This window comes from Puia sp. (assembly GCF_035546395.1).
In the GTDB taxonomy this organism is placed as follows: domain Bacteria; phylum Bacteroidota; class Bacteroidia; order Chitinophagales; family Chitinophagaceae; genus Puia.
In genome coordinates this window covers 46350-72542 of sequence record NZ_DASZXR010000015.1, presented here as the reverse complement: position 1 = coordinate 72542, position 26193 = coordinate 46350, and the positions used below count along the sequence as shown (strand labels likewise).

Genomic DNA, 26193 nt, shown 5'->3' with positions numbered 1-26193 from the left:
TTCAACCAACGAAGTTTCTTTACACCCTGCCCAGGGAAGACAATAACTTGAATTCCACCATGGCGGTCCGCTTCACTGCGGTAGTATCTTTTTTGGCCGGCGCTTCGGGACTCTTGTACCGATATCCGCCGCCACTGTTGCTATCCTTTGCTTTCGGTTTGGACTTGTATTCCGGCTGCTCGTCATCGTCATTCTTGTCTTCGTCCCGATTGCGATGTTTCCGGCTGTTCCGGTCTTCGTCCTCGAAGGACTGGTGATCAGTGCGGCTAAGGCCGGTAGGAGTCATAACATATTCAACATTGGTGCTGTAAGAGTAGCTGTCATGGTCGTCGATGTCCTCGTCCAGCTCGAGATTCCAGTCTTTGCCATCATCCCAGTGGATATGGCGGCGGCCGGGACGGATATTGAACCAATGGTAGTCATCGACGCTGGAGCTTACCAGGATGCGCTTGCCGACCGGAACCGAGACCTCGACCAGGACCTGCTGGTTACGAAACTTATCCCCCCGGGCAATATCGAAGCCATAGGGAAGATGGAGCGTGCTGTCGGTCTGGTAGACATGGAACTGGATATTATTGGCCAGCTCATGGGCGCTTTTGCTATTGCTCCCGCGGCTGAGTTTGACCAGGTTGACGTGAAAGCTGGAGTCCTCGCTTTTCAGCACCCGCACCCTCACGGTCGTCAGCAGAACGCTGTCCTCGGTGCGGAAATAAAAGGGACTGTTCTGGCCAAAGTCCATGTCAAACCACCAGTCCGTATCCTCGTAGCGGTTGGCCGGCACTGCGGTGCGGACCACCAGCTTTCCGCTGGAAGGCTGTGCAAGCTCTACCGCCTGCTCCACATGCTGCCGGCTGCGGAAATTGTTCACGATCATTCCCGCCAGGACGATCACCGAGATCAATCCCAATACCCAGAGGGTGGCAAAGGTGTACCCCAGGTAGTGGCTGCGGCTGCGGGTGCCGGAGATACGGCGGATGAGCCATGTCAGCAGGGCAATCACCGGGATCACCAGAAAGAGGAAGAAACCGCTCCAGGCCAGGAAGTTCTGCCAGAAGCCTTCCAGCACATATCCCTTCAGGTGCAGGAGACCGCCGCCGCGGAACAGGATGCTGATCAGCGCCACCATCAGCGCGAATGCTAAACACCCGGCGATGAACAGGAAAAAGGCTTTGAAGAGGACGCCGACGGCATGCCCGAAACCGGTGCCGGTCTTACGGATGGCGGGGCCTGCTTCCGTTGCCCAGTTCTGAGTGTTCTGCCTGACCTGGCTTCCCACCTGCTGAAAGCGCTCCTGCATCTCGGCGCCCATGTCTTTTGCCCGGCCCTTGAAGGTTTCCAGATCGCTTTTAATCGTGTTCTTTATAGACTCCAGGTCGACCTTCTCCCCCCGCATTTCCAGTTTTTCAGACGCCGTCACGGCCTCGGGGAGTACGATCCACAATACGATATAGGTGATAAACAGGGTCCCGCCGAATCCGCCGGTGAAGAAGACGGAATCATCCCAACGATACCAGAAGGCATGCCGCAGGATCGAAGCCAGGATGCTGAGGATCAACGGCAAGGCAAATATCAATCGGGGTATCCACACATCGATGTGAAAATAAGCGGCCAGACCGCTGGCGACGCCGGCGATGACCCTGTCTTCGGAATTCCGGTACAGGCGTTTGCGCGCGGTAACCGGCAGTGAGCGCTTGGGCAGGATAATCCAGAGGATGATATACAGGAGCACACCCGTACCCCAACCCAGGGTCATCAGCGCGAAAACGATCCGGACCACGGCAGGATCCAGGCGGAGGTAATTGGCCAGACCGGCGCAGACACCACCGAGGATCTTATCATTGTCGGCGCGATAGAGGCGGCGGCCTTCTTCCCCTGCAAACTGCCAGTTGGGCTGGGAGCCGGATTGCTGCTGGCTTCCGGCGGCGCCGGTCGCACCGGCAGGAGCGGCCTCGGGGCCGGTTTCGCCTTCGAACTCTTCAGGCCGGCCCATGCTGGCAATAATGGAATTGACATCGGCGTCCGTGATGCAGGCAGCCCCTTTCTTGAGGGTCTCAGAGAAAAGCTCCGCAAACCGGTTCTCGATGTCGCTGACGATCTCCTCCCTGCCTTCCTCATTGGCGAAATGCCTGCGCAGACTTTCGATATACTGCTGCAAGATCTCATAGGCGGACTCTTCGATGGGGATCACCCGGCTATGGAAGTTTATATTAATGATCTTTTTCATTGTGAGTGTATTTGGAGGTTGAGTTGTCACCGGGGAGGGTTTAGTCCGAAATTTAACCCATCCCCGGTGTCTGGTTTATGATGGGCCTTCGACCGGCGGACCCGTGGTCCGCCTTTATTCTAAAGTGGGTTTCAGAGGTCTTAATGCATGTTGTTGGTGAGCGCGTGTACGGCGTTGGCCAGTTCCGTCCAGGTGGCTTCCAGTTCACCATAGAAAGCCTCGCCCTTGGGCGTGAGGGAAAAATATTTGCGTGGGGGGCCTGAGTTGCTTTCTACCCAACGGTATGTCAGCATGTCCGCATTTTTTAACCGGGTCAACAGGGGGTAAAGGGTGCCTTCGAGGATGTTCAGGTTTGCCGCCTTCATTTCTTCCACGATATCCGAGGGGTAAGCTTCACCGCGCCTGATCACAGAGAGAATGCAAAACTCCAGGATCCCTTTTCGCATCTGGCTCTGGGTGTTCTCTATATTCATACGCTTTAATTTTTAGAATTAAGCCTGGGGCTGTTCAGGGAATTTAGCCCCATGGCTTAATTCCGCTTCTGTCTGCCTTCGGCGGCGAACCTATCAGTTCGCTTGATATACCAAAGCTAAGAAGAATTCTAGTACTATGCAACACACAGTACCTTCCTAAACTCAGAAATTAGCAATAAAGAATAGAAAAAAGCCGCTGACAATCAGCGGCTTAAGAGGTAAAAAAATTGTTTCAAAAATTTTTTTCAGTTGGGACAAGCGGATCAAAATCCGGGATAAATGGCTACTTCTTCAGCCCGATCTCGCGCAAGCGCTCATCGAGATACTCCCCGGCGGTGGCATCGGGATAGGCCTTCGGATGCTGAGCGTCGATGCAGCTGGGCAGACACGCAAGGCTCATGCTGCTCTTGGGATGCAGAAAGAACGGGATCGAGAAACGCGGACTGCCCCAATGCTCGCGGGGCGGATTGACGACCCGGTGCGTAGTGGATTTGAGCTTGTTATTGGTCAGCCGTTGCAGCATATCCCCTACATTCACAACGATCTGCTCGGGCAGCGAGGTCACCGGTACCCACTGGTTTTGCCTGGAAAGGATCTCCAGGCCATCGGCCGATGCTCCGACCAGCAAGGTGATCAGATTGATATCCTCGTGCTGTTCCGCACGGATCGCCGACTTCGGCTCCTCCCTGATCGGCGGATAGTGGATCGCCCGCAGGATGGAGTTGCCATTGTGGATATACTCGTCGAAATAGTCCTCTTTTAACCCAAGATAAAGCGCGATCGCCCGGAGCAAATGTCCGCCCGAGGTCTCAAAGCCGCGGTAGGCGTTCACAAAAAGCTTGTTGAATTCCGGCAGCTCGGCTACCTGCACATTGTCGGGATACTCCGCCTTGATCGGGTCGTTGTCCGTGACAGTCTGCCCAAACTGGAAGAACTCCTTCAGATCGGGCGCCGTGCTGCCCTTGGCATGTTCCTTCCCGAAGGAAGTATATCCGCGCTGACCGGCCAACCCGGCGATCTCATACCTCTTTTTAACGTCCTGCGGCAACGAGAAAAAAGCCTTTGTGTTGCTGTAAAGACCAGCAACCGTTGCATCCGGGATGCCATGGTTCTTCACCGCAACGAATCCCACGTCCTCGTAGGCTTTTCCAAGTGCGGCTACAAATGCGGCCTTTTGCTGAGCGTTACCGGAAGTGAATTCGGCAAGGTCGACGACGGGAATGGACATAAGAGTACATTTGTTTCGACAAATGTACTCAAAACTCCGCACTCTTAGGGGCCCGCGGGAACGCGATCACATCGCGGATATTGGTCATCCCGGTAACGAATAGCATCATACGTTCGAATCCAAGTCCAAAGCCGGCATGCGGCACCGAACCGAAGCGCCTGGTGTCAAGATACCACCACATCTCTTCGACAGGAATATGCATCTCCCGCATCCGCTGTTCAAGCCGGTCGAGCCGCTCTTCGCGCTGCGAGCCCCCGACCAGTTCCCCAATGCCCGGCACCAGGATGTCCATGGCCGCAACGGTCTTGCCGTCTTCGTTCTGCCGCATATAAAAGGCCTTTATCGCCGCAGGATAGCCGGTAACGATAACGGGCTTCTTGAAATGCTTTTCCACCAGGTACCGCTCGTGCTCGCTTTGCATGTCGATCCCCCATTTCACCTCGTATTGAAATTTCTTCTTTTTGTAGGCCGGAGACTGCAGCAGGATGTCGATGGCCTCGGTATAAGTGATCCGCTCGAATTGATTATTCACCACGAACTCGAGCTTCTCGATCAGCCCCATCTCGCTTCGCTCGGCCTGCGGTTTCTGTTTGTCTTCGTCGACCAGCCGCTGGGCCAGAAATTCCAGGTCCTCCCTGTTCTGTTCCATCACATAGCGGATAAGATAGCGGATGAAATCCTCCGCGAGGTTCATATTGTCTTCGAGATCGCAAAAAGCCATCTCGGGTTCGATCATCCAGAACTCCGCCAAATGCCGCGCCGTATTCGAATTCTCCGCGCGGAAGGTCGGCCCAAACGTATAGATCTCACTCAATGCGGTAGCACCCAGTTCACCTTCGAGCTGTCCGCTGACGGTGAGATTGGTCGAGCGGCCGAAAAAATCTTCGGAAAAATCGATGGTCCCGTCTTCCTTCCTCGGCGGATTGTCGAATGGCAGCGTGGTGACCCGGAACATCTCCCCCGCGCCTTCGGCGTCAGAGGCGGTGACGATCGGCGTGTGGAGATAGATGAAGCCCCGTTCGTTGAAGAATTTATGGATCGCAAAGGAAAGGGAGTGCCGGATGCGGAAGACGGCCCCAAAAGTTTGCGTCCGGAAGCGCAGATGGGCGATCTCCCGGAGGTATTCCAGGCTGGGCCTGTTCTTTAGCTGCAACGGGTATGTATCGGGATTGCATTCGCCCAACACCTCGATGCTCGTTGCTTTTACCTCCACGGCCTGACCCTTGCCAAGGGAAGCGACCAGCGAGCCGGTCACCTTTAATGACGCCCCCGGGGTGATTTTTTTTAACAGTTCTTCATCAAAAGCGCCCAACTCTGCGACCACCTGGATGTTATTATTGGTAGAACCATCATTGAGGGCGATAAACTGATTGTTACGGAAGCTCCGCACCCATCCCATAACGACTATTGGCTGGTTCTCCGGCCTGGTGGAAAGAAGTTCTTTCACCTTCACTCTTGTGTTGAACATACTATTTATTCCGAATTTTGTGTGCGCGGATAGTTCTGCAAGCCAAAATAGCCCTATCCGCGCACACGGCTAATGTTTGACCCAACCGAGCCGCGTCCGCCGGTGGCGGACGACGCCGAAGGTTGCGGGCGAAGCCCTGTCGAACTGCTGGAAGCAGTTCTTGTTTTGTGGGGCAAATATAACCCAACACGGAAAAATGTCGTGTTGAAAACTGGGATATGCAATTTTTTCAGGTCAAAAATCATTTGAAGCTCAGCGGATTTTAAAATTTTTTTTTGATTTTCGCATTTTTATGCTAAAATTGCAGTGGAATTAAGCTGATCGGTTTCCTTTTCCAATGCTCACAGCTTATCAGTTTTAAGTCTTCTGGTTCACAAATAATCAATTCATTTCAAACATTTTCAGCTAGACAGTCTACTGTTTGAGAATGCTGTTCAACTCTCAAGTTTTTTTATGTACGATATTCTCCAATTGAACGACATGCTCGTTCCGGAACTCCTCGACATTGCGGAGCAGTTAAAAATTGCCGGTGCCAAGAAGCTGGACAAGCAGGAGCTCGTGTACAAGATCCTCGATAAACAGGCGGTTGCGGCCAGTGAAGGGAAAGCAGATGCCGCCGATGACAAGCCCAAACGCAAACGAATTATAAAGACGGCTACCGCAAATAGCACAGAAGAAGCGATCGTAGAAAGCGGCGACGAAAAGCCAAGGAAAGTAGAAGCCAGGAAAGATAATGTGAAGAACGCAGTGGCCCCTAAGAAAGAAGAGAAGCCGATGTTGAAAAAGACGGCGGCTCGCAAGAAAGAAGACGAGCCCCAGGAGCCTGTTTCAGTCAAGGCTGCCGCAGCGCCGGTAAAAGAACAAGTGGCTGTAAAGGGGCCCGTACAAAAAACCCCGCCTCCGCCTCATCCGCATCCGCAACCCCGCCGCGAACAGCCTGCTCCCCGCCCCCGTCGCGAAGACTCCATTCCCGAATCATCCGAAGATCAACCCGGACAGGAGGACGTTCCGTCCTTACTGGACGAACAGGAAAGCATCGATATCAATGGTGAGAACCGCGGTGGCGACCCGCAAGGCGCAAGGACCTATCCGCAGCGCCGCAACGAGGTTTTCAACATCGAATTCGACGGGGTCATCTCCGCGGAAGGCGTTTTGGAAATGATGCCCGACGGCTACGGCTTCCTTCGCAGCAGCGATTACAACTATCTCTCCTCCCCCGACGATATCTATGTCAGCCCTTCCCAGATCAAGCTGTTCGGCCTGAAGACCGGCGATACCGTCCTCGGCAGCGTCCGTCCTCCAAAGGAAGGAGAAAAATATTTCGCGTTGCTGAAGGTCGAGACGATCAATAACAAGGGACCCGAAGAAGTGCGCGACCGCGTTCCCTTCGATTACCTGACACCGCTTTTCCCCTTCGAAAAGCTCAACCTTTTCACGACGCCCAGCGACTATTCCACCCGCATCATCGATCTGTTCACACCCATCGGAAAAGGACAGCGCGGTCTGATCGTCGCCCAGCCGAAAACAGGGAAAACGATGCTGTTGAAAGCCGTGGCCAACGCCGTCGCCGCCAATCACCCGGAATGCTACCTGATGATCGTCCTCGTCGACGAACGTCCCGAGGAAGTCACCGATATGGAACGCAGCGTTAAGGCCGAGGTCATCGCCTCCACCTTCGACGAACCGGCGGAGAAACACGTAAAAGTCTCCACCATCGCTCTCCAAAAGGCAAAACGCCTGGTAGAATGCGGCCATGACGTTATCATCCTCCTCGACTCCATCACCCGTCTCGCCCGTGCTCATAACACCGTTGCGCCGGCATCCGGAAAGGTCCTGTCCGGTGGTGTGGAAGCAAACGCCATGCAGAAGCCCAAACAATTCTTCGGCGCCGCCCGTAAGATCGAGAACGGCGGCTCCCTGACCATCCTTGCAACGGCCCTGATCGACACCGGCTCCAAGATGGATGAAGTGATCTTCGAAGAATTCAAGGGTACCGGTAATATGGAGTTGCAGCTGGAAAGACGCCTGTCCAACCGCCGCATCTACCCCGCTATCGATCTCGTCGCCTCTTCCACCCGCCGTGACGATCTGCTGCTGGAAAGGGATGTGCTGCAACGCATGAATCTCCTGCGCGTTTATCTCAACGACATGAATGCGGAAGAAGCCATGAACGAATTGCTTAAACGGATGCGCGGCACCAAGAGCAACGAAGAATTCCTGGCGAGCATGAATGGCTAATGATTACCCTCACGGGCGATCTGCCGGCGGCAGGTCCGGGCTAAACCAGCCCATCGATCAATTTTGACAGCTTCCGGTCCTTATCGGTAACGACATCTCCCGCACTATGCGTGTTCAGGCTGATCTCTACCGTATTATATACATTCGACCAATTGGGATGATGATCCATCTTTTCGGCCGCTAACGCTACCCGCGTCATAAAAGCAAAGGCTTCGGAAAAGTCCTTGAACTGGAACTTCCGGTACAGCGAGTTGTTTTTTTCTTCCCACATGGCTAAAGATTTGAACGGGCCACCGGCCCGTTTTGTTAGAATATTAAATGTACTTTATTCTTGATCTTATCGTGCGCCAGCTCCATCACCAACTGCACGCCCGGTACGGTACGGATACAGCCTATCAGCTCTCCCAGCCGCTCGTCAGCCACCACATCCCCCTTTAAAAGCCAGAGAAAGTCCAGGTGCTTGAACTCGGGAAGCAGGTATTCCCCATCGAACTGGTTGTTATACAGGTAATGCTGCTGGCTGCTGTCCTTTTCATTGTATTCGTAGACGCCAAAATAGTACCGCCGCTGACGCTTGGTCAGCTGGATCTCGATATCATTATTGATCCGGAAATCAAAGCGCAGCCGGTTGTTCAACTGCCAGCAGAACTGGTAGTCCTTTACCGGCGCCACAATGCCCAGCAACCGGGTGTCCTCGAAGAACTCCCCCGTCATATCCTCTATGTTCAGCTTCAGCTTCATTGTCAAAATTGCACAGCCCCCTCGAGCGTATCCACCCCCCGCTTATAACGGACAGTCGTCTTATCCCCTGGTTTGAACTTTCCCAAGGCCTCCATATAATTCTCCAGGGTTGTCACCGGGTAACCGCCCAGCTGCACGATCACATCCCCCGGTTTCATGCCCGCCTTATCCGCCGGCCGGCCCTCACTGACGCCATCGGCCCGCACACCGCTGCCGCCAAAGGTATAGTCCGGCAGGATACCCAGCGTCACACTGAACCGCGGCATGTCCGGCGACAGGTCCCGGGTCTTCGCAAATCCAAACCGGCCTCGCTTATCCGCCGTCTCAATAAGCCCATAGACGAATTTGACTACCTCCAGCTCCCCGGTATAATTGATCTTCCCGGCGTCATCGCCAGGCATATGATAATCGGCATGCGCACCCGTAAACACAAAAAGCACCGGAATATCCTTCAGGTAAAACGAAGTATGATCGCTCGGCCCGACGCCACTGCTGTCCAGCCGGAAGGAGAACTCCTTTTTGTCTTTCGAGGCGCCAAACATCTGTGCCCAGTAAGGCGAAGTGCCGATGCCGCCCAGGGTCAGCAGATGCGAACTGTCATTCAACCGCCCGATCATGTCCAGGTTGATCATATAGTTCACCGTCCGCAACTCCACGGGCAAATGCTCTACAAAGTATTTGGAACCGAACAAACCCTGTTCTTCCCCGGAAAAAGCGACAAAAAGATAGTTGTTGGACTTTAGTTTCGAGGCGGCGATCATCCTCGCCAGCTCGATCATCCCCGCCACTCCACTGGCATTGTCGTCGGCGCCGTTAAACGTGACGCTGTCCTTTCCATGGTACAGCGTGTTGCCGTCCTCGCCATGTCCGAGATGATCATAGTGAGCGCCGATGACCACGGTAGTAGCGGCGCCGCTGTTCAAAAAGCCAACGACATTATGCCCCGTGCGCTTTTTCTCCGTAAAACCCACCTTAAGCCGGATGTCCACGGAAGCGGACTCATCCTTCAGGTATTTTCGTTTGGCCTCCCGGGTGACATAAATCACCGGGATGGCGACGGGCTCCGGTTTCTCATGCGGATCAAAGGCGAGGTTGTCGGCGATCCGCGAAGAATTGTAAAGGATCAGGGCCGTAGCACCCTTCCTGGCGCAGGCCGCTGCCTTTGCCCGGATGGCGGCGGAGAGATTGAAATGAGGATTTCCCGCAGCCGACTCCAGCAGCTCGCGCAGATCGACGAACCAGGGAACGCCGCTTTCCTGTAGAGCGATGGCCGGAGAACCCGAAACGGCCGTCGTGGCGCTGAACGGAAGAGGGAAATATTCTTTCTCCGGCACAAAGGGCCGGTCGTTGACGACGAAATACGCATCCTTGCTCAGCTCCCGGCCCTGGTCGATGGTAAAAGCCTGAAGCCAGCCGCCATTGTCGCCTTTCGGCTGTATGCCTGCCTGTCCGAGCGCAACACTGATATAATCACTGGCTCCTTTCTCTCCCGGCGTCCCGGTTCTCCGGCCTTCCAGCCGGGGATCGGCCAGGTACCGGATATGGGTCTGCAGATTGGAAAGAGTGGCTTTGTCGGTCTTTTTTAGCTTTTGTGCGGAGGAAGTGGTGATCAGGCAGGGTAAAAGAAGGATAGGTGTTAAAAATTTAATACGGGCGGTCATATAAGCCGGTTTAAACATAACGATCTGTGGTACAAAGGGAAACTTGGTTCGGGGCCTTCCAAAGATAAGATGGATTTATTTTCTACACTCACCTTTTTTCCTTTAGTTTTGCAGATTGGCCTTTCCGCATTCAACACCCGGGAGCCGGACCGTGGGAAGGGGATTTGTTAAAACAGCATATGGCGTTACCGCACCTTATTAAGTATGTTTATACCAATGGGACCGATGAAGTAATTCGGAGGGGAAAGAAGATCCACGCCATTGGTTACGTAGAGCTGATCGAATACGACGAGTTATTCGAGTCCGTCACTTTCCGGGTGAAGGACGATAGCTATACCACCTATTACAAGGTGTACGTCCAGAAGTTCAAGGATCCGAAGACCCTATCCATCCGGTGCAGTTGCCCCTACAACCTCGGGGATATCTGCCGCCATGAGGCCGGGGCCCTGATCCAGCTGCAGGAGCTGCTTGACCGTAATATGCTGAAGGCCGAAGAAGTGCGGTACGATCAGCGGCATACGGTCGTGAAGATGAAATTCATCGACCTGAAGAGTATCCGGCTGCTTTGCAGCCCGCAGACCCTGGCCGAAGCGGAGAAATACCTCCGCACTCAGCGCGCCAGGATTGAATATGCAAAGGACGAAGTGGTGAAGGCCTCCGTCGAGATCGAGGGGCAGGTATACCAGGTTGTACTCCGGAAGAACGAAGAACGCAACTTCGACACAAGCAGCGACTTCCCCGACGCCATCCATCCCCTTTCGCTGCCGAAAGTCATCGTATTCCTCCAGCTGCTGCATGCCCATGGAGCCTATTATTTCGACAGCATCCGAAACTGGGACAAGGAAAAGAACAAGCTGCTCGAAGCCTATGGCTATTCCCTCTCCGACGATCTCAAAGGCAAATTCGAATTCACCTATAAAGATGGAAAACCGTTCCTGCGCGTACTCGACACCACGATCAAACGGGTGGCGCCGGTAGCTAGCAGCCGGCCGCGACCGGTAGAAGCCGAGGCGCCCGTAGCCGTGATCTCCGAAGAGGAGAAATTGGTGGGGAACGCCCAGCGGCTCGGGGTCGTTTTCAACTTCAATGAAGAGAACTTTCCCGGTTTCGGCCTCGACGCGGTAGCGGGAGAAAGCAATGAAGAGCAGACGGCCTTTTGCGCCAAGGTCGACAAGGTGGACCTTTCCAAGTTCGTCAACATCGAACCCTTCACCGAAGCCGACCGGCAGCTGATCCAATCCCTGCGCAAGGTCCAGGGCCCCGAGATCAATAAATATCTCAATCGGAACTCCCCGTTCAGTGGGATCTGGGAGAATATCATCCATCATGAAGAGGACGACCTGCCCGAAGAGACGAAGAAGCTGATGGTGGAATACCTCCACCCCAAGCTGAAAAAGCTCTTCTCCGATCTTAACTCCAATCCCTTCGTCTATTTTCTCAATGGTCATAAGGCCTTTAAGACGATCAACCTCCAGCCCGTCGGACTCTCGCCTGATCCGGTGACGCCCTTCTTTCACGTCGCTGGGGTCAAGGATGGCTACGAGCTGAGCTGTTTTGTAAAGATCAACGGACAGGCGGTCGACCTGGCGCGAAACGAATGCAAGAGCCCGGTTGTCTTTTTCTACAACAACAACATCTATCTCTGGAATAAACCCGAGGACATCGCCCTGGTGGAACAGTTCGTCGGTCGTGACGGCCGGACGATCAGCAAGTCTGACTGGCCGGCGCAGATGCGGGACTTTGTCTTGCCGCTCACCAAAGACTACCAGGTGGACTTCGACGGCGGATTGGTCCGTGAGGTCAAGGACGGCGATCCTGACCGGAAGCTGTTGCTGCAGGAGAAAGGCGACTATCTGGTGTTCCAGCCCGTCTTCTCCTATAAAGGGTTTGAAACAAGACCCGGCGGGAAGGATGAGATCGTCGTACCCGACGGCGACCAGGTGCTCATCGTCCACCGGAATAAGGAAGCCGAGCTCCAGTTCTTCCGTAAGCTGGAATCCCTGCATAGCCAGTTCATTCATCCGGAAGGCTCGCATAGCCTGGCCCTGAAAGGCGCGGACGTACTCAAGAACAACTGGTTCTTCCTGTTCGTCGACGCCATGGAGGAAATGAAGATCCCCGTGTATGGCTTCGAGGCGCTGAAGAATTTCCGGTTCAACACGGCCAAACCCCAGACCAAGATCCATATCAGCAGCAATACCGACTGGTTCGATGCCCGGGTAGACATCGTGTTCGGCGATCAAAAGGTGACGATCGCCGACGTGAAGAAGGCGCTTGGCAACCGCCAGCAGTTCGTACCCCTGCATGACGGCACCCTCGGCGTACTGCCCGAAGAATGGATAAAAAAATACTCACTCCTCTTCCGCGTGGGCGAAGGCAAGAGCAACCAGCTCCGCCTGTCGAAGTATCATATGAGCGTCATCGACGAGCTGTATGATAACCGCAACGAGGAAGAGCTGATCATCCGCCTCGAGGAGAAATACGAACAGCTGCGGGAATTTAACCGCATCCGCGAGATCCCCGTTCCCGCGCACCTGGAACCCATCCTGCGGCCCTACCAGATGCACGGATTTCACTGGCTCAACTACCTGCAGGAGGTAAACTGGGGCGGTATCCTCGCCGACGATATGGGTCTTGGTAAGACGATCCAGGCCCTCTCCTTCCTGCAACATTTCCGCGACGAACATGGAAGGCTCAGCGCCCTCGTGGTCTGCCCCACGACCCTGATGTTCAACTGGGAGAATGAGATCAAAAAGTTCACGCCGGCACTCACCTACCATATTCACCACGGCGGTGACCGCACCCGGAACAAGGAAGTCCTTTCCCAATACAACGTGATCATCACCACCTATGGCACCCTTCGAAGTGATATCAAGCTCCTGCTCGAGCTGAACTTCGACTATGCCGTATTGGATGAATCGCAGGCCATCAAGAACCCCGGCAGCAAGGTGACCAAGGCCGCCTGTCTGCTACAAGCCCGCCACCGGCTTTGCATGAGCGGTACGCCCTTGCAAAACAACACCTTCGACATCTTTGCCCAGATGAACTTCCTCAACCCGGGAATGCTGGGAAGCCTCGAGTTCTTCCGCCAGGAATTTGCCGTACCCATCGACAAATTCGGCGAACAGGACCGTAAGGAACATCTCCGGAAACTGCTCTATCCTTTTATCCTGCGCCGCACGAAGGAACAGGTGGCAAAGGACCTGCCCGAAAAGACCGAAACCATCCTCTTCTGTGAGATGGAGGACGACCAGCGGAAGATCTACGAGGCCTATCGCAACGACTACCGCGACAAGATCCTCGGCACGATCGAAACCCAGGGCATCCAACGGTCCCAGCTGACGATCCTCCAGGGCTTGATGAAGCTTCGCCAGATTTGCGATTCCCCGGCGATCCTGAACGAAACCGATAAATATCCCAACCATTCCATCAAGCTGGACGAGCTGGCCCGGGAGATCACCGAAAATATCGGCGATCACAAAGCCCTGATCTTCTCCCAGTTCCTGGGCATGCTGGCCCTGATCCGCGAACGTTTGAAAGAGCTGGATATCAAGTTCGAATATTTTGACGGAAGCACCTCCGCACACGAACGCGAACGCGCCATCCAAAGTTTCCAGAACGATGATACCTGCCGCGTCTTCCTGATCTCGCTAAAAGCAGGCGGCGTGGGTCTGAACCTGACCGCAGCCGACTATGTCTACATCGTCGATCCCTGGTGGAATCCCGCCGTGGAACAGCAGGCTATCGACCGGACCCATCGTATCGGTCAGACCAAGAACATCTTTGCCTATCGCATGATCTGTAAGGACACGATCGAGGATAAGATCCTCCAGCTGCAGGAGAAAAAGCGCATCCTGGCCAAAGATCTTATCGCCGATGACGACGGGTTTGTTAAGAGCCTGACCCGCGCCGATGTAGAATACCTATTTAGTTAGCAGGGAGGGCCGGAGGCCCTCCGGCCGAAGGCCAATAATTAGCCAATTGACCGATCAGAAAAAAAATTGATCATCGGAGTTCACCCTATTGTCCTCCCCAATTTGCCATTGGTACAAGGGCATATACAAATGCTGCCAGCCGAGCGTTATTTTTACAAACGATTCCAAAAGCCGCGGGAGCGGCTTGACCGAAGGTCAGACATTAGCCTCTTGCGCGAATAGGGCTAATTTATTGACAAGACCTGTTCGCGCATAAAGAAAGCCCGGCTATGAAAAAGGCATTGACCTTCTTGTTGATACTGACCCTATTAGGCACAACCCGCTCATTCTCACAATCTAACACGCGAGGAACGGTAAAAGGCGTTTTGGTGGACACCGCAGGCGGCCGCCAGCCGCTCGTCAACGCCACCGTCTCCATCACCCCGCTCGGCGGCGACTCCACCGATGCGGAATACACCGTCTCCGGCAAAGGCGGGGTCTTCCAGCTGAAAGGGATCAGGGTCGGTCAATACAAGTTGCTCATCACCTATGAAGGATACAATCACATCGAACGCCAGGTCCGGATCTCGGATAGCAGCTCGATGGTCGACCTTTCGACCCTTTATATGAACCGGTCCGATAAGATGCTGGCCGAAGTGGTGATCCAGCGCCCGCCCATGGGGATCAAAAAGGACACGGTGGAATACAGCGCGGGACAATTTGCGACAAAGCCCAATGCCGTAGCCGAAGACCTCCTCAAGAAACTCCCCGGCGTCACCGTCGACAACAGCGGGACCGTCACGGCTCATGGCGAACAGGTCAAACGCATCCTGGTGGACGGAAAGCGGTTCTTCAGCGATGACCCCAAGCTGGCGACCCGCAACCTGCCGCCGGATATTATCGACAAGATCCAGGTATTCGACGACCTCAGCGACCAAAGCAAATTCACCGGGTTCGACGATGGGAACCGGGTCAAGACCATTAATATTGTCACGAAGAAGAACAGCCGGAAAGGCTATTTCGGGAAGCTGGTGGCTTCCGGCGGCACCGACGAGGACTATGACGAAAGCATCAATATGCACCGTTTCAACGGCAACTCCCAGCTCTCGCTCCTGGGCCAGGCAAACGATATCAACAAGCAGAACTTTAGTCCCCAGGATATCTTCAGCGGCGGTGGCGGCGGAGGCCGCCGTGGCGGGAATGGCGGCGGCGGATTCGGTGCGGCCACGAGCCCGCAGTCGACAGGGGTGACAACGGTCTGGGCGGGTGGCATGAACTATCGCAACACCTTCGGCACCAACCTCAATCACTCGACGGATATCTATGGCAGCTATTTCTATAATGCCCAGCACACGGTCGTAAGACAGACCGACAGCTCCATCTCCCCGGTGCATACCGACTATCCCTCTGACTCCGCGCTGGTGTCCAACGGCAACAACTATAACATCTCCCGTATTCAGAGCCATCGCGTCTATCTGAACGTGGAGAGCCGGCTCGACACCAACAACTCGATCGTCTTCCGGCCCAATATCACCTTCCAGAAAAGTACACCCAGCGGAACGAGCTTTACAGAAGAGACCGACAATCATCTCAATCCCATAAACAGCAGCTATAACCGGACCGCGAGCGAAAACAGCGGGTTCAACATCAACAGCTCCAACTTTCAATTCCGGCACCGGTTCGCAAAACCCTACCGGACGCTCTCACTCGACGTCAATACCACCGCCAATATCAATAACGGTACGGGAACCAACTATGCGATCAACAATATCGACGTCAAACATATCGTCGATACGCTCAACCAGTTCTACTACGACTCCCTTCATAGCTGGACAGTGAACCCCACCCTTTCCTACACGGAACCCATCGCAAAGAACCAGATCCTTCAGCTGAACTATACCCATACCTGGACCCGCAGCACGACGATCAACCGCACGTATGATTTCGTGGACTCGGTAAAAGGATACACATCTTTTGACAGCCTGTTCAGCAATTCCTACAAGTTTACCCAAAACTCGGATCAGGTATCCCTTGCCTGGCGCATCCAGCATGCGAAATACAACCTGTCCGTCGGTTCCGGCATCCAGTGGACCGATTTCAACAGCGACAATACGACCAAGGGCATCGATGTAAAGCACAATTATGTCAACTATACCCCAACGGTAAACTTCAACTACCAGTTCTCGTCGACCCAGCATCTCCGGCTGAATTACTCGGGCCGAACGGGAACCCCCAGCGCTTCCCAGCTGCAACCCCTGACCACGACCTCCGACAGCCTTAGCTTCCAGATCGGCAGCCCGGGCCTCAAACCCCAGTTCACGCATTCGCTGCGCATCCTCTATGCCAACTTCGACCCAGGAACCCAGCGGGTCATTTTCGCCACGCTGAACGCCAGCACCATCGTCAACGATATCCAGTCGGCGGTATATCGCAACAGCCTGGGTGGTCAGAACAGCACCTATGTCAATCTGAATGGCACATACAACGTCAGCGGATTTTTCAACTATGGCTTCCCGTTGAAACGTCCCAAGTCCAACCTGAATTTCATGACCAATATCACTTATGCGCAGAGCCAGAGCCTGCTGGCGCAGGACTCCCTTTCGGCGGCAGAAGACCGCTATGCCCACCAGTACACCCGAAATACCGGGCTGAACGAGACCATCCGGTGGACGACGAATATCAAGAAGAACTTCGACATGAACTTCAGTTCCTCCACCGGTTATACCATCAACAGGAATCCCGGTGCGCAGCGTTCGGCAGGCGCTGACACCACGAAGGCCGGCAGCGTCAGCAGCACCAACAATCTGAATACGTTTACCGAGACGCTGTCGACGGAGTTTACGGCCTATACCAACAGCGGTTGGCTGATGGCGGCCAGCTTCGATTATACGTATACCTATACACACTCGAATACCTATGCGGCGCATATTCCGCTGTTCACGCCAAGCATTGCCAAACAGCTGTTCAAAAAGAAGAATGGGGAGATCCGGCTGACGGTGTTCGATGTCCTGAATAAGAACACCTCCGTCTCGAAGACGGTTGGCACCTTCGGAGCCGTGACTTATAATCGAACGAACGTATTGAGCCGGTATGCCCTGCTGACGTTCACCTATAACCTGAACAATTTTGCAGGGGCGAACCAGCGGCGCATGCCGGGGATGTTCCCAGGCGGCCGGTTCCGCGGCGGTGGCGGCGGGTTCCGCGATGGCGGGGGAAATTTCCCGATCAATTAAGAGGTACTAGCGTCTACGGCCCCGGACCCGCAAAGCCGGTCCACGCGACGCCTAGAATATGGCCGTACTTTTAGCGTCTACGGCCCCGGACCGGCAATGCCGGTCCATGCGACGCATAGGATATGGCCGTACTTTTAACGTCTACGGCCATATACCTCGGAACTTCCGATACGAGGTTGACCCTGGAGTATAATGGAAAGAAGCGAGCCAAGAAGACGGAGAGGACTGGAAGAGGGGCGATACATGTCCTTGTAAATGCGAGCTTTACGGGCTTCAAAATGGAGATGAGAATTCTTCATCGATAAAGGATTTGAACATTTTAACGTGCGATCTGCGGGATTATTGCATAAGTTTTGTTAAAGCCGGACACGGTCCGGCTGGCCGAAGGCTCGACATAAGACGTTCCGGCACAAGGGCCTATTTTCCGAAGGCGGCCCGGTGCGGGAACCCAATACGGGGTGGTAGTTTTGCTATTGCAGGGCGCCGGAATCCACCGTATCTTGTCAAAAATCCTTAAACTATGAGAAGCGCAATCCTTGCCTTAGCGCCGGTGATGCTCTCAGCCTCCCTTACCGCCCAGGGGGTCTTCTCGAACAAGACCCAGACCGTCGTAGAAAAAGTCATCCAGGATTATCCCAATCACTTCTTGAATATCAAGGGAGAACTGATCGGCCAGGCCCTGCAGACCTCCCGCTATCGGTCTACCCTCGAACTGCCGGGTGCGGCCTCCAGCACCATCACCCTCATTTCCACCGCAGGCGCCGAAGGCTCCGGCTGGACCTGCACCGTCCTGCAAACCGCCTCCTTCGATGAAGCCCGGACACGGTTCTCCGAGATCTATGGCCAGCTCAGCAACAGCATTGTCTCTGCCGCCGGGCAAAAGACCTTCATATTAAGTGGTCAGTACCAGGCGCCGGTCGCCGATAAAAAGGATAACGAAGTACTGTTTTCGCTGCTGCCCGGTGTCGGGGAAATGAAAAGACTTCATGTCGGGCTGACCCTCCGCAGCGAAGGCTCCGCCTGGGTCGTCGCCATCAGCGTAAATGACGGGGACCCCCATATGCTGGCGGTGAATTAGTTATTGTTTCGCTGGCACTCCGCGGCCGATCAGGCCGTCCTCGCACTCCCCATCAGCGTATAATCCCGTAAGACCTGGACGATCTCTTCCAGCCGGAACGGCTTGGAGATGTATTTGTTCATCCCGGCTTCGAGGCATTTTTCCCGGTCGCCCTTCATGGCATCCGCCGTTAGGGCGATGATGGGCAGGCGGCACCAGGGCTCGGGCATCTGCCGGATATGACGGGTCGTGGTGTAGCCGTCCATCTCGGGCATGTTCACGTCCATGAAGATGATAACGGGATCGCAGTGCGGCAGCCGCTCCAGCGCTTCCTTCCCGTTGCTTACCTGGATCACCTCGAAACCCATGCGGCGAAGTACCTCGGAGATCAGCAGCATATTGATCGGATCGTCGTCGGCCACCATGATCGAGGTCGGCTCGGCCACCTTCTCCACGTCACTCTTATTAGCGCCGGGAGCCACAAAGGGCTGACCTTCCTGTTGGAGGTTCTTTTCGGACAGGGAAAGCAGGGCGCCATAGAGCTCGTGCATCTTCACGGGCTTGGAAATGAATTTCGCGATACCGGTCCGGGTCGCCTCCTGTTGATGGAGGTCCTTTTCCAGCGGGGAAAGCATGAGGATACAGGCGGGAGCCTGCGCGGCGAACTGCCGTTTCAGCTCCTTCACCAGCGTAACGCCATCCATCCCCGGCATCCCCTGGTCGGCGACCATAAGGTCGAATGGCTCTTTCTTCTGCCCCGCCTCCTTGATCCGCGCGATCGCCTCCGCGCCGCCGGACGCCGGCACGGCGGTGATATGAAAATAGGAGAATACTTCCTGTATCAGCTGCAGGTTGGTCGCATTGTCGTCGACAACCAGCACCTTTTTCACCAGCGGCTTTTGCGGCAGCTGGAACTCGGTCTGCTGATTGGCTACCTCCAAAATGAGGTGCAGGGTAAAGACACTGCCCTTGGCCGGCTCGCTTTCCACGGTGAGATAGCCGCCCATGAGCTCGGCCAGGCTCCTCGAAATGGTAAGACCCAAACCGGTTCCGCCGTATTTGCGGGTGGTGGAACTGTCGGCCTGCGTAAAGCTTTCGAATATCTTCTGCAGCTTCTCCCGGCGGATACCGATACCCGTATCCTTCACCTCGATGGCGAGCCGGATAAAAGACTTGTTCTCGGATTGGTAGACATTGCTGGTCTTCCGGATCGAAACGACGATCTCCCCTTCGCCCGTGAATTTGATCGCATTGCCCAGCAGGTTGACCACGATCTGCCGGATACGGACAGGGTCGCCAAGGAACTGCGAAGGTATCGACGGATCCACCCGGTAAAGCATCTCCAGCCGCTTCTCAAAGGCCTTCAGGGTTAACATATCGATGGTCTCCTCGATCAGGTCATCCAGCTTGAAGGGGGTATGATCGATCAGCAGCTTGCCGGCTTCGATCTTGGAGAAGTCCAGGATATCGTTGATGATCTCCAGCAGCCCATAGGCCGATTTCTTCACATTTTGCAGGTAGTCCCGCTGCGCCTTTTGCAGCTCCGTCGTGAGCACCAGATCCGTGAAGCCGATGATCCCGTTCATGGGCGTCCGCAGCTCATGGCTCATGTTGGCCATGAACTCGCTCTTCGCATGGCTGGCGGACTCGGCCAGCTCCTTGGCCTGCACCAGCTCTACCTCGATCTGCTTCCGCTCGATGGCGGCTGCCAGCGAAGATGCGTAGGACCGCAGGATAGCAAATTCGGCTTCGTACCATTCGCGCTCTTCCTTCATTTCATCAAAACCGACAAACCCCCAAAAACTGCCATTCTTCAGAAAAATGGGAACGGCGACGCTGGAGTATACCCCGGTACGCTCCAGGATACCCTGCAACTGGGGGTCTTCTTCCTTGCTCTTATAGCTCACAAAGGGCTGGTGTTCCAGCAACGGCTCGATGATCTTCTTTATATTCTCGAAGGGAATATCCTTCATGTAGGCGTTGTCCAGGCGATAGTCCCCGGACATCTCCGTCCACTCATGGGTCTCGGTCGTGGACCAGGTATTGGTGCTCCGGTCAAAATGGTTTTGGAAAAGATAGACCCGGCTTACCATGGCCGTGCTGCCAAGCACCTGGATGGACTCATTGATCGCCGTATTCAGATCGGTATTGATGAGCAGCGAATGGGTCGCCTGGGATACTGCCTGCAACAGGTGGTCTTTTTTCTTGAGCTTCTCCTGCGCGATCTTCTGATCGGTGATATTCCGCGAGGTACAGATGAGCTTGACCAGCTCGTCCTCGTCGGTGATCGGCTTGATGATGCTCTCGAGCCAGATATAGACGCCGTCCTTGCGAAGCACCCGGTAACGGATAATGATTATGCTTTCAGCGGTGCTTTTGTCGGCAAACTGCGGTACCTGGTCCGCGGGCAGGAACTTATGCCGGTCATCCGGATGCACGAACTGCTCAAAGCTTCTGCCGATGATATCATCCACTTCATAGCCGAGTACCGTGGTCACCGATGGCGAAAGATACCAGACGGTACCGTCCGTGGCGTGGACGCTGATGATATCTTCGGAGTGCTCCGCCAGCAACCGGAATTTCTGCTCGCTGTTGAGCAGGGCGTTCTCCGCCTCTTTCTGGGACGTTATATCCTGCGCGATGCCAAACTCCATCTGTTCGTCCACGACCTTTCCTTTCACGGAGATATACCGCATCCAACCCTGCTTGGTAATGATCCGGCAGGCGAACGAGGTCTCATAGCCGGTGCTTTCCTTATGCTGAATGGCGCGGGCAAACTCTTCGGCGACATGATTGAAGTCCTCCGGGACTACGTACAGATGGAGGAAATTGTCCATAGGGATCTTGTCAGGGTCTTCCTCATCCATCGCCAGCAGGGCCTTGAACTCCTTGCTGAGAAAGAGCTCGCTGGTGATGAAATCCAGCTTCCAGCTACCCATCCGCGCATAGGTCATCGCGTAAGAAAGGGTGCGGATCGCCTCCTCCTTCCCCTGCTCCATCTGCAATTTTTCCGAGACATTGGACCCCATACCCTGGATCTCGTTCACCTCTCCCGCCTCATCGGTCAGGGCGAGGAATTCCCATTCGGTCCACAGAAATTCCCGTGTACGGCCGATCGGCTTGCGGATCAGCAACCGGGCAACCTTTCCGGGATTGTTCCAGCATTCGCTGGCGATCTGCTGACACCGGGCCATATCCTTCGGAAAGATCGTGGTATAGAAAAGCACATGCTGGATCTCCTCTTCGGTATAGCCGAAGGTCTTCAGAAAGGCGGGATTTGCATAGGTGAACTGGCCCAACCGGTTGATGCGGATAACATAGTTGGTCTGCGACTGCAGGATAGATGCAAGGAATTTCTTTTCATTCAACAGGTCGATCCGGGCCAGCTGCAGTTCCTTATAGTTCGTCTCTCCCTTCTTGAAAGCAGGTTCGAGCACCAGCAGGATAAGCCCGGCGATTGCGACGACCAGCGAGATCAGCTTCCCGGTATCGATCGTGGCGACCTCCCCGTTCTTCTCGGCGACCAGCTCGGAATAATGCTGATTGATCTCGTCCATCAGCGCATTATATTTCTGCTCGTTGTACAGCAAGTCGCGGAGGTATAGCTTCCGGTTTACCGCGATCAGCGCCGAATCCGACTGGATCAGCTCCTGGCCGATGGCGTTGATGGGCTCGAAAAAGGTCTGGGAGGAATTGAGCAACAGCTTGTTCTGGAAGATCAGCTGCGGCACCGGGGATGGCGTGGCGCTGACCTGCTTTTGGAGCAGGAGCTGGTTTTCCTGGAAGCTGGCGATCAACCGGGTAAGCGTGTCCCGGATAGTTGCCGCCGTGTGCGGGTCAGGGTTGCTCAAAAGAAGGACGGATTCCTTGGCAATCCTTTGACAGAGAGCCTGTTGGTAACCGGACCTATTGATCGCTACTATCAGTTCCTTGTTCTCGCCGGACCGGATCCGGTTGATATAATACCCAAAGAAATTGAAAAGAAGCACTAAAACCAATAAGACGACCGAAATACGTATGAGTTTGCGAAACGGGCTTTTCATGAATAGTTGTGCAAAGGGTCTAGTCTACCCCAGTACAAACGTAAAATCACGAAATTAAGTTTCTCGGAACGCCAAAAAACATCAGTGGAACCACCTGCATATTGAAAATTAGTAATTTATAACCTGCTCTTCTATCGTGGCGGGCAGCTCGCGCCATTCATACTGCTGGTTCCGGAGCTGGGGCTCGAATCCCGCCTCCCGGATGGCCGATTGGATGCCCCTGGCCGTGAACCGATGGGGGGCGCCGGCCGCGCTGACGACGTTCTCCTCCAGCATGATGCTGCCGAAGTCGTTGGCGCCCGCATGCAGGCATAACTGCGCGGTCTGCTTGCCCACCGTCAACCAGGAAGCTTGAATATTCTTCACATTGGGCAGCATGATCCGGCTGATGGCGATCATCCGGATATACTCTTCAGGCGTTGTAAGGTTGTGAACCCCTCTGATCCGGGTAAGCAGGGTATCGACGTCCTGGAAGGTCCAGGGAATAAAGGCCAGGAAACCCTTTGCGGTCGCCGGTTTCTTTGCCTGCACCTCCCGGATGCTGATCAAATGCTCCATTCTCTCGAGTAACGTCTCCACATGACCGAACATCATCGTCGCGGATGTCGTGATATGTTGCTTATGCGCTTCGTGCATGATGTCCAACCATTCCTGCGCTCCGCACTTCCCCTTGCTGATCAGCCGGCGTACCCTGTCCACCAGGATCTCGGCACCCGCGCCCGGTAACGAGTCCATGCCGGCTTCCCGCAGCGCCGCCAGGACATCATGATGGCTCATCTTCTCCTTCTTGCAAATATGCGCCACCTCGGGCGGCCCGAGGGTATGCAGCTTCAAATTGGGATAAAGCTGTTTCAACTGTCTGAAAAGGGTCGTGTAAAACTCCAGACCCAGCTCGGGATGGTGACCGCCCTGCAGCAGCAGCTGGTCACCGCCCCAGCGAAAAGTTTCCTCGATCTTCCGTTTATAAGTACCGATATCGGTGATATAGGCATCCGCATGACCGGGGATGCGATAAAAGTTGCAGAATTTGCAATTCGCGATGCAAACATTGGTCGTATTCACATTGCGATCGATCTGCCAGGTGACCTTTCCATGCGGAACCTGCTTTTTCCTGAGCTCGTTTGCTACATACATCAGTTCGGTCAGCGGCGCCTGTTCAAAAAGAAAGATCCCTTCTTCTGCGGTGAGGAACTCAAAATTCAATGCCCGTTCGTATAAGCCTGGCAGATCCATAATACAAATATTGTGGTGTAAGCGAACCTGTGGTTCGCTCTGCAAATGTACGCAACCCCGAATAATATCCACGAACGGCTTGAATTCCTAACAAATTGGAATTATATTTAATGGACCAAAGACTGCCTATGATTCGCTCCTTATTCCTGCTTCTGACATTGCTCGTCTATTTGCCAGGTGAAAAATTACATGCCCAGGAAACATTCGTCCAGCCGGCTTCCCGGCTCATCGCCACTTTCCCGTTCACCGTCTTCACCGGCGGCGTCATCCTGCTGAAGGCCAGGATCAACGATTTTCCCGACAGCCTCAACTTCATCCTCGATACCGGCAGCGGAGGCATCTCGCTGGACTCCGAGACCTGCGTGCGGCTGCGAATGACGCCCCTTCCATCGGACAAGACCATCCTCGGCATCGCCGGCGTGCGACAGGTGAAATTCCTATACAACCAGGTACTGCATTTGCCGGGACTCGACGTGGACAGCCTTAATTTTCATGTCAACGACTATGATATTCTGACCAGTGTCTATGGCGAGAAAGTAGACGGCATTATCGGTTACAGCTTCTTCTCTCGCTACATCGTCCAGATCAACTACGACAGCTCCCGCGTCTCGGTCTGGACCCGCGGGAACTTCCGGTATCCCCGAGGCGGCTATATGATACGGCCCGTCATCGCCAGCCTGCCGATCATCGGCGCGCAAGTACGGGATGCCCGCAATATCTTCGCCCGGTTCTATTTCGACACCGGCGCCGGACTTTGCACCCTGCTGTCCTCCGATTTCGTCAATGACAGCTCCATACTCGACAGCCGGAAAAAAATCTATTACACCTCCGCCCAGGGCCTCGGCGGAAAGGCCACCATGCGGCTGACGACCGTCCGCGACATTCGGGTCGGACCGTATCATTTTCACAAAGTCCCAACCTATATATTTGATGATCAATATAATGTAACGTCATATCCAAATCTCGGCGGACTCGTGGGCAACGATATCTTTCGCCGCTTTAACGTAACGCTGAATTACGACCGCCGCGTCATATATCTCGTGCCGAACAGCCATTATCGCGACCTGTTCGACTATTCCTATACCGGCTTGGGGCTCTATTGGATGAACGGCGAGGTCCGGATCGGCGATGTCATGAAAGACTCCCCGGCCGAGAAGGCCGGGTTCAAGGAGGATGATATCGTCCTGTCGGTGGGGAATAACTTCAGCAATAATATCCAGGCCTACAAGAGCCTGCTCCAGAACACCGGGGAAAAGTTGAAGCTGATTGTCAACCGGAAAGGGGAGCTTCTCCAGCTGACCCTGCAAGTGAAATCTATAAAATAGATTTCCGTAAATTTGGTGTCTGGCAAACCTGAAAGGTTTGCCGGCCGAAGGCCAATCATAAGACGATTTGGGCCTTTTGGCTAAATTTCTAAAAGGCGAAAGGCCCAAATCTATGATCAAATTTGACAGGTTTGAATTACCGAATGGACTACGCGTGCTGGTACATGAAGATGCCTCTACTCCAATGGTAGTAGTAAACGTTCTCTATGACGTCGGCGCCCGGGATGAAGACCCGAAGAAGACTGGATTCGCCCATTTATTCGAACATCTTATGTTCGGCGGCTCGGTCAACATCGAAGACTTCGAGACCCCGTTGCAGCTCGCGGGAGGCGAGAACAACGCCTACACCACGAACGATTTCACCAACTATTATATCCAGCTTCCCGCGGAAAATATCGAAACGGCCTTCTGGCTCGAGAGCGACCGCATGCTCTCGCTTGCCTTTAGCGAGAAAAGCCTCGAAGTGCAGCGCAAGGTGGTGATGGAAGAGTTCAAAGAACATTATATCAACAAGCCTTACGGGGATGTCTGGTTCAAGATGCGGGAGCTGGCCTACAAGGAGCACCCTTACCGCTGGATGACCATCGGCAGCAAGCTCAGCCATATCGAAGAGGCGCAGCTGAAAGATGTAAAGGATTTCTTCTTCAAATATTACCGGCCCGCCAATGCGATCCTCGTCGTAGCGGGCAAGGTCACTACGGTGCAGGTCCGGGCCCTGGCGGAAAAATGGTTTGGAGATATCCCCGCCGGAGTGAAATATGAGCGCCGGCTGCCACAGGAACCTCCGCAACACGAGGCCCGGAAGCTTGTCGTAAAAGCCGCCGTCCCCCTCGATGCACTGTACAAATGCTACCCCATGTCGGCCCGCACGGAGCCGGGTTATTATGTCGCCGATCTGCTGACGGAAGTGCTGGGCGGCGGCGGTTCGTCCCGTCTGCATCAGCGCCTGATCAAGGAAAAGAAATTGTTCAGCCAGATAGAATGCTATCACACCGGTTCCAATGACCCGGGACTGGTCGTCATCGAAGGAAAGCTCATCAAAGGCGTCAGTATGGAAGATGCCGACAAGGCCGTGGAAGAAGAGCTCGGAAAGCTGAAAGCCGAACCGATCTCCGAAAAGGAGCTCGCAAAAGTGAAGAACAAGACGGAATCCGCCATCGTTTTCGAAGATATGAGCGTCATGAACCGCGCCAACAGTCTCGCCATCTATGAACTGCTCGGCGACGTTAATATGATGAACACCGAACTGGAAAAATACCGGGCGGTCACAGCCGAAGAGATGCTGACGGAAAGCCGCCGCCTCTTTGACCCCCTTAACAGCAACACGCTTTATTATTACAGCGAAAAATAAGTAC

Annotated in this window: 15 protein-coding genes; 6 read left to right on the top strand and 9 right to left on the bottom strand. The window is 54.4% G+C overall.

The window, feature by feature from the left end; translation table 11 throughout:
* Positions 1-19: 19 nt before the first annotated feature.
* The 4 genes from VHE34_RS18220 to asnS form a co-directional block, all read right to left on the bottom strand.
* On the bottom strand, positions 20-2224 hold the full coding sequence (locus tag VHE34_RS18220) for a PspC domain-containing protein (RefSeq protein WP_325590290.1): 2205 nt from the start codon (positions 2222-2224) through the stop codon (positions 20-22).
* A gap of 140 nt (positions 2225-2364) precedes the next feature.
* The gene (locus VHE34_RS18215; RefSeq protein WP_325590289.1) at positions 2365-2697 is read right to left on the bottom strand and encodes a PadR family transcriptional regulator; all 333 of its coding nucleotides are present in this window, start codon (positions 2695-2697) and stop codon (positions 2365-2367) included.
* Between the two features lie 283 nt (positions 2698-2980).
* On the bottom strand, positions 2981-3925 hold the full coding sequence (locus VHE34_RS18210) for an isopenicillin N synthase family dioxygenase (protein WP_325590288.1): 945 nt from the start codon (positions 3923-3925) through the stop codon (positions 2981-2983).
* A gap of 28 nt (positions 3926-3953) precedes the next feature.
* Complete coding sequence (gene asnS / locus VHE34_RS18205) at positions 3954-5393, bottom strand: asparagine--tRNA ligase (protein ID WP_325590287.1); 1440 nt, start codon at positions 5391-5393, stop codon at positions 3954-3956.
* A 453-nt stretch (positions 5394-5846) separates the two neighbouring features.
* Between asnS and rho the strand changes: the two genes are divergently transcribed.
* Entirely contained in the window at positions 5847-7631 is a 1785-nt protein-coding gene (gene rho, locus VHE34_RS18200) for a transcription termination factor Rho (protein WP_325590286.1), read from the top strand.
* 40 nt (positions 7632-7671) lie between these two features.
* On the opposite strand, the gene VHE34_RS18195 is transcribed toward rho, so the two are convergent.
* The 3 genes from VHE34_RS18195 to VHE34_RS18185 are packed head-to-tail and all read right to left on the bottom strand — an operon-like array spanning position 7672 to position 10033.
* A complete protein-coding gene (locus tag VHE34_RS18195; protein ID WP_325591461.1) occupies positions 7672-7944 on the bottom strand; it encodes a 4a-hydroxytetrahydrobiopterin dehydratase in 273 nt (90 codons plus the stop codon).
* Positions 7938-8372 carry an IPExxxVDY family protein gene (locus tag VHE34_RS18190; RefSeq protein ID WP_325590285.1) on the bottom strand — a complete coding sequence of 145 codons (435 nt, stop codon included), beginning with the start codon at positions 8370-8372 and terminating at the stop codon, positions 7938-7940. Before VHE34_RS18190 ends, VHE34_RS18195 begins: the two co-directional genes overlap by 7 nt.
* 2 nt (positions 8373-8374) lie before the next feature.
* Complete coding sequence (locus VHE34_RS18185; RefSeq protein WP_325590284.1) at positions 8375-10033, bottom strand: M20/M25/M40 family metallo-hydrolase; 1659 nt, start codon at positions 10031-10033, stop codon at positions 8375-8377.
* Between the two features lie 179 nt (positions 10034-10212).
* Between VHE34_RS18185 and VHE34_RS18180 the strand changes: the two genes are divergently transcribed.
* From VHE34_RS18180 to VHE34_RS18170, 3 genes are all read left to right on the top strand, one after another.
* Positions 10213-13968, top strand: coding sequence for an SNF2-related protein (locus tag VHE34_RS18180; protein WP_325590283.1), 3756 nt, complete (start codon positions 10213-10215; stop codon positions 13966-13968).
* A 269-nt stretch (positions 13969-14237) separates the two neighbouring features.
* A complete protein-coding gene (locus tag VHE34_RS18175; protein WP_325590282.1) occupies positions 14238-17180 on the top strand; it encodes an outer membrane beta-barrel protein in 2943 nt (980 codons plus the stop codon).
* A 520-nt stretch (positions 17181-17700) separates the two neighbouring features.
* The gene (locus VHE34_RS18170; protein ID WP_325590281.1) at positions 17701-18258 is read left to right on the top strand and encodes a hypothetical protein; all 558 of its coding nucleotides are present in this window, start codon (positions 17701-17703) and stop codon (positions 18256-18258) included.
* Between the two features lie 29 nt (positions 18259-18287).
* Here VHE34_RS18170 and VHE34_RS18165 read toward each other — a convergent pair whose 3' ends face one another.
* Positions 18288-22280, bottom strand: a complete 3993-nt coding sequence (locus VHE34_RS18165; protein WP_325590280.1) for a response regulator — start codon at positions 22278-22280, stop codon at positions 18288-18290.
* Positions 22281-22388: 108 nt separating this feature from the next.
* Positions 22389-23513: a cyclic dehypoxanthinyl futalosine synthase gene (mqnC, locus tag VHE34_RS18160; RefSeq protein WP_325590279.1), complete on the bottom strand. Its 1125-nt coding sequence runs from the start codon at positions 23511-23513 to the stop codon at positions 22389-22391.
* 128 nt (positions 23514-23641) lie between these two features.
* Between mqnC and VHE34_RS18155 the strand changes: the two genes are divergently transcribed.
* Both VHE34_RS18155 and VHE34_RS18150 read left to right on the top strand, forming a co-directional pair.
* Positions 23642-24838, top strand: a complete 1197-nt coding sequence (locus VHE34_RS18155) for an aspartyl protease family protein (RefSeq protein WP_325590278.1) — start codon at positions 23642-23644, stop codon at positions 24836-24838.
* A 112-nt stretch (positions 24839-24950) separates the two neighbouring features.
* Complete coding sequence (locus VHE34_RS18150; RefSeq protein WP_325590277.1) at positions 24951-26189, top strand: pitrilysin family protein; 1239 nt, start codon at positions 24951-24953, stop codon at positions 26187-26189.
* Positions 26190-26193 lie beyond the last annotated feature (4 nt).

Coding starts and splice junctions, on each gene's coding strand:
- VHE34_RS18220 (WP_325590290.1), bottom strand. CDS start 2,224: ATGAAAAAGATCATTAATATAAACTTCCATAGCCGGGTGATCCCCATC.
- VHE34_RS18215 (WP_325590289.1), bottom strand. CDS start 2,697: ATGAATATAGAGAACACCCAGAGCCAGATGCGAAAAGGGATCCTGGAG.
- VHE34_RS18210 (WP_325590288.1), bottom strand. CDS start 3,925: ATGTCCATTCCCGTCGTCGACCTTGCCGAATTCACTTCCGGTAACGCT.
- asnS (WP_325590287.1), bottom strand. CDS start 5,393: ATGTTCAACACAAGAGTGAAGGTGAAAGAACTTCTTTCCACCAGGCCG.
- rho (WP_325590286.1), top strand. CDS start 5,847: ATGTACGATATTCTCCAATTGAACGACATGCTCGTTCCGGAACTCCTC.
- VHE34_RS18190 (WP_325590285.1), bottom strand. CDS start 8,372: ATGAAGCTGAAGCTGAACATAGAGGATATGACGGGGGAGTTCTTCGAG.
- VHE34_RS18185 (WP_325590284.1), bottom strand. CDS start 10,033: ATGACCGCCCGTATTAAATTTTTAACACCTATCCTTCTTTTACCCTGC.
- VHE34_RS18180 (WP_325590283.1), top strand. CDS start 10,213: ATGGCGTTACCGCACCTTATTAAGTATGTTTATACCAATGGGACCGAT.
- VHE34_RS18175 (WP_325590282.1), top strand. CDS start 14,238: ATGAAAAAGGCATTGACCTTCTTGTTGATACTGACCCTATTAGGCACA.
- VHE34_RS18170 (WP_325590281.1), top strand. CDS start 17,701: ATGAGAAGCGCAATCCTTGCCTTAGCGCCGGTGATGCTCTCAGCCTCC.
- VHE34_RS18165 (WP_325590280.1), bottom strand. CDS start 22,280: ATGAAAAGCCCGTTTCGCAAACTCATACGTATTTCGGTCGTCTTATTG.
- mqnC (WP_325590279.1), bottom strand. CDS start 23,513: ATGGATCTGCCAGGCTTATACGAACGGGCATTGAATTTTGAGTTCCTC.
- VHE34_RS18155 (WP_325590278.1), top strand. CDS start 23,642: ATGATTCGCTCCTTATTCCTGCTTCTGACATTGCTCGTCTATTTGCCA.
- VHE34_RS18150 (WP_325590277.1), top strand. CDS start 24,951: ATGATCAAATTTGACAGGTTTGAATTACCGAATGGACTACGCGTGCTG.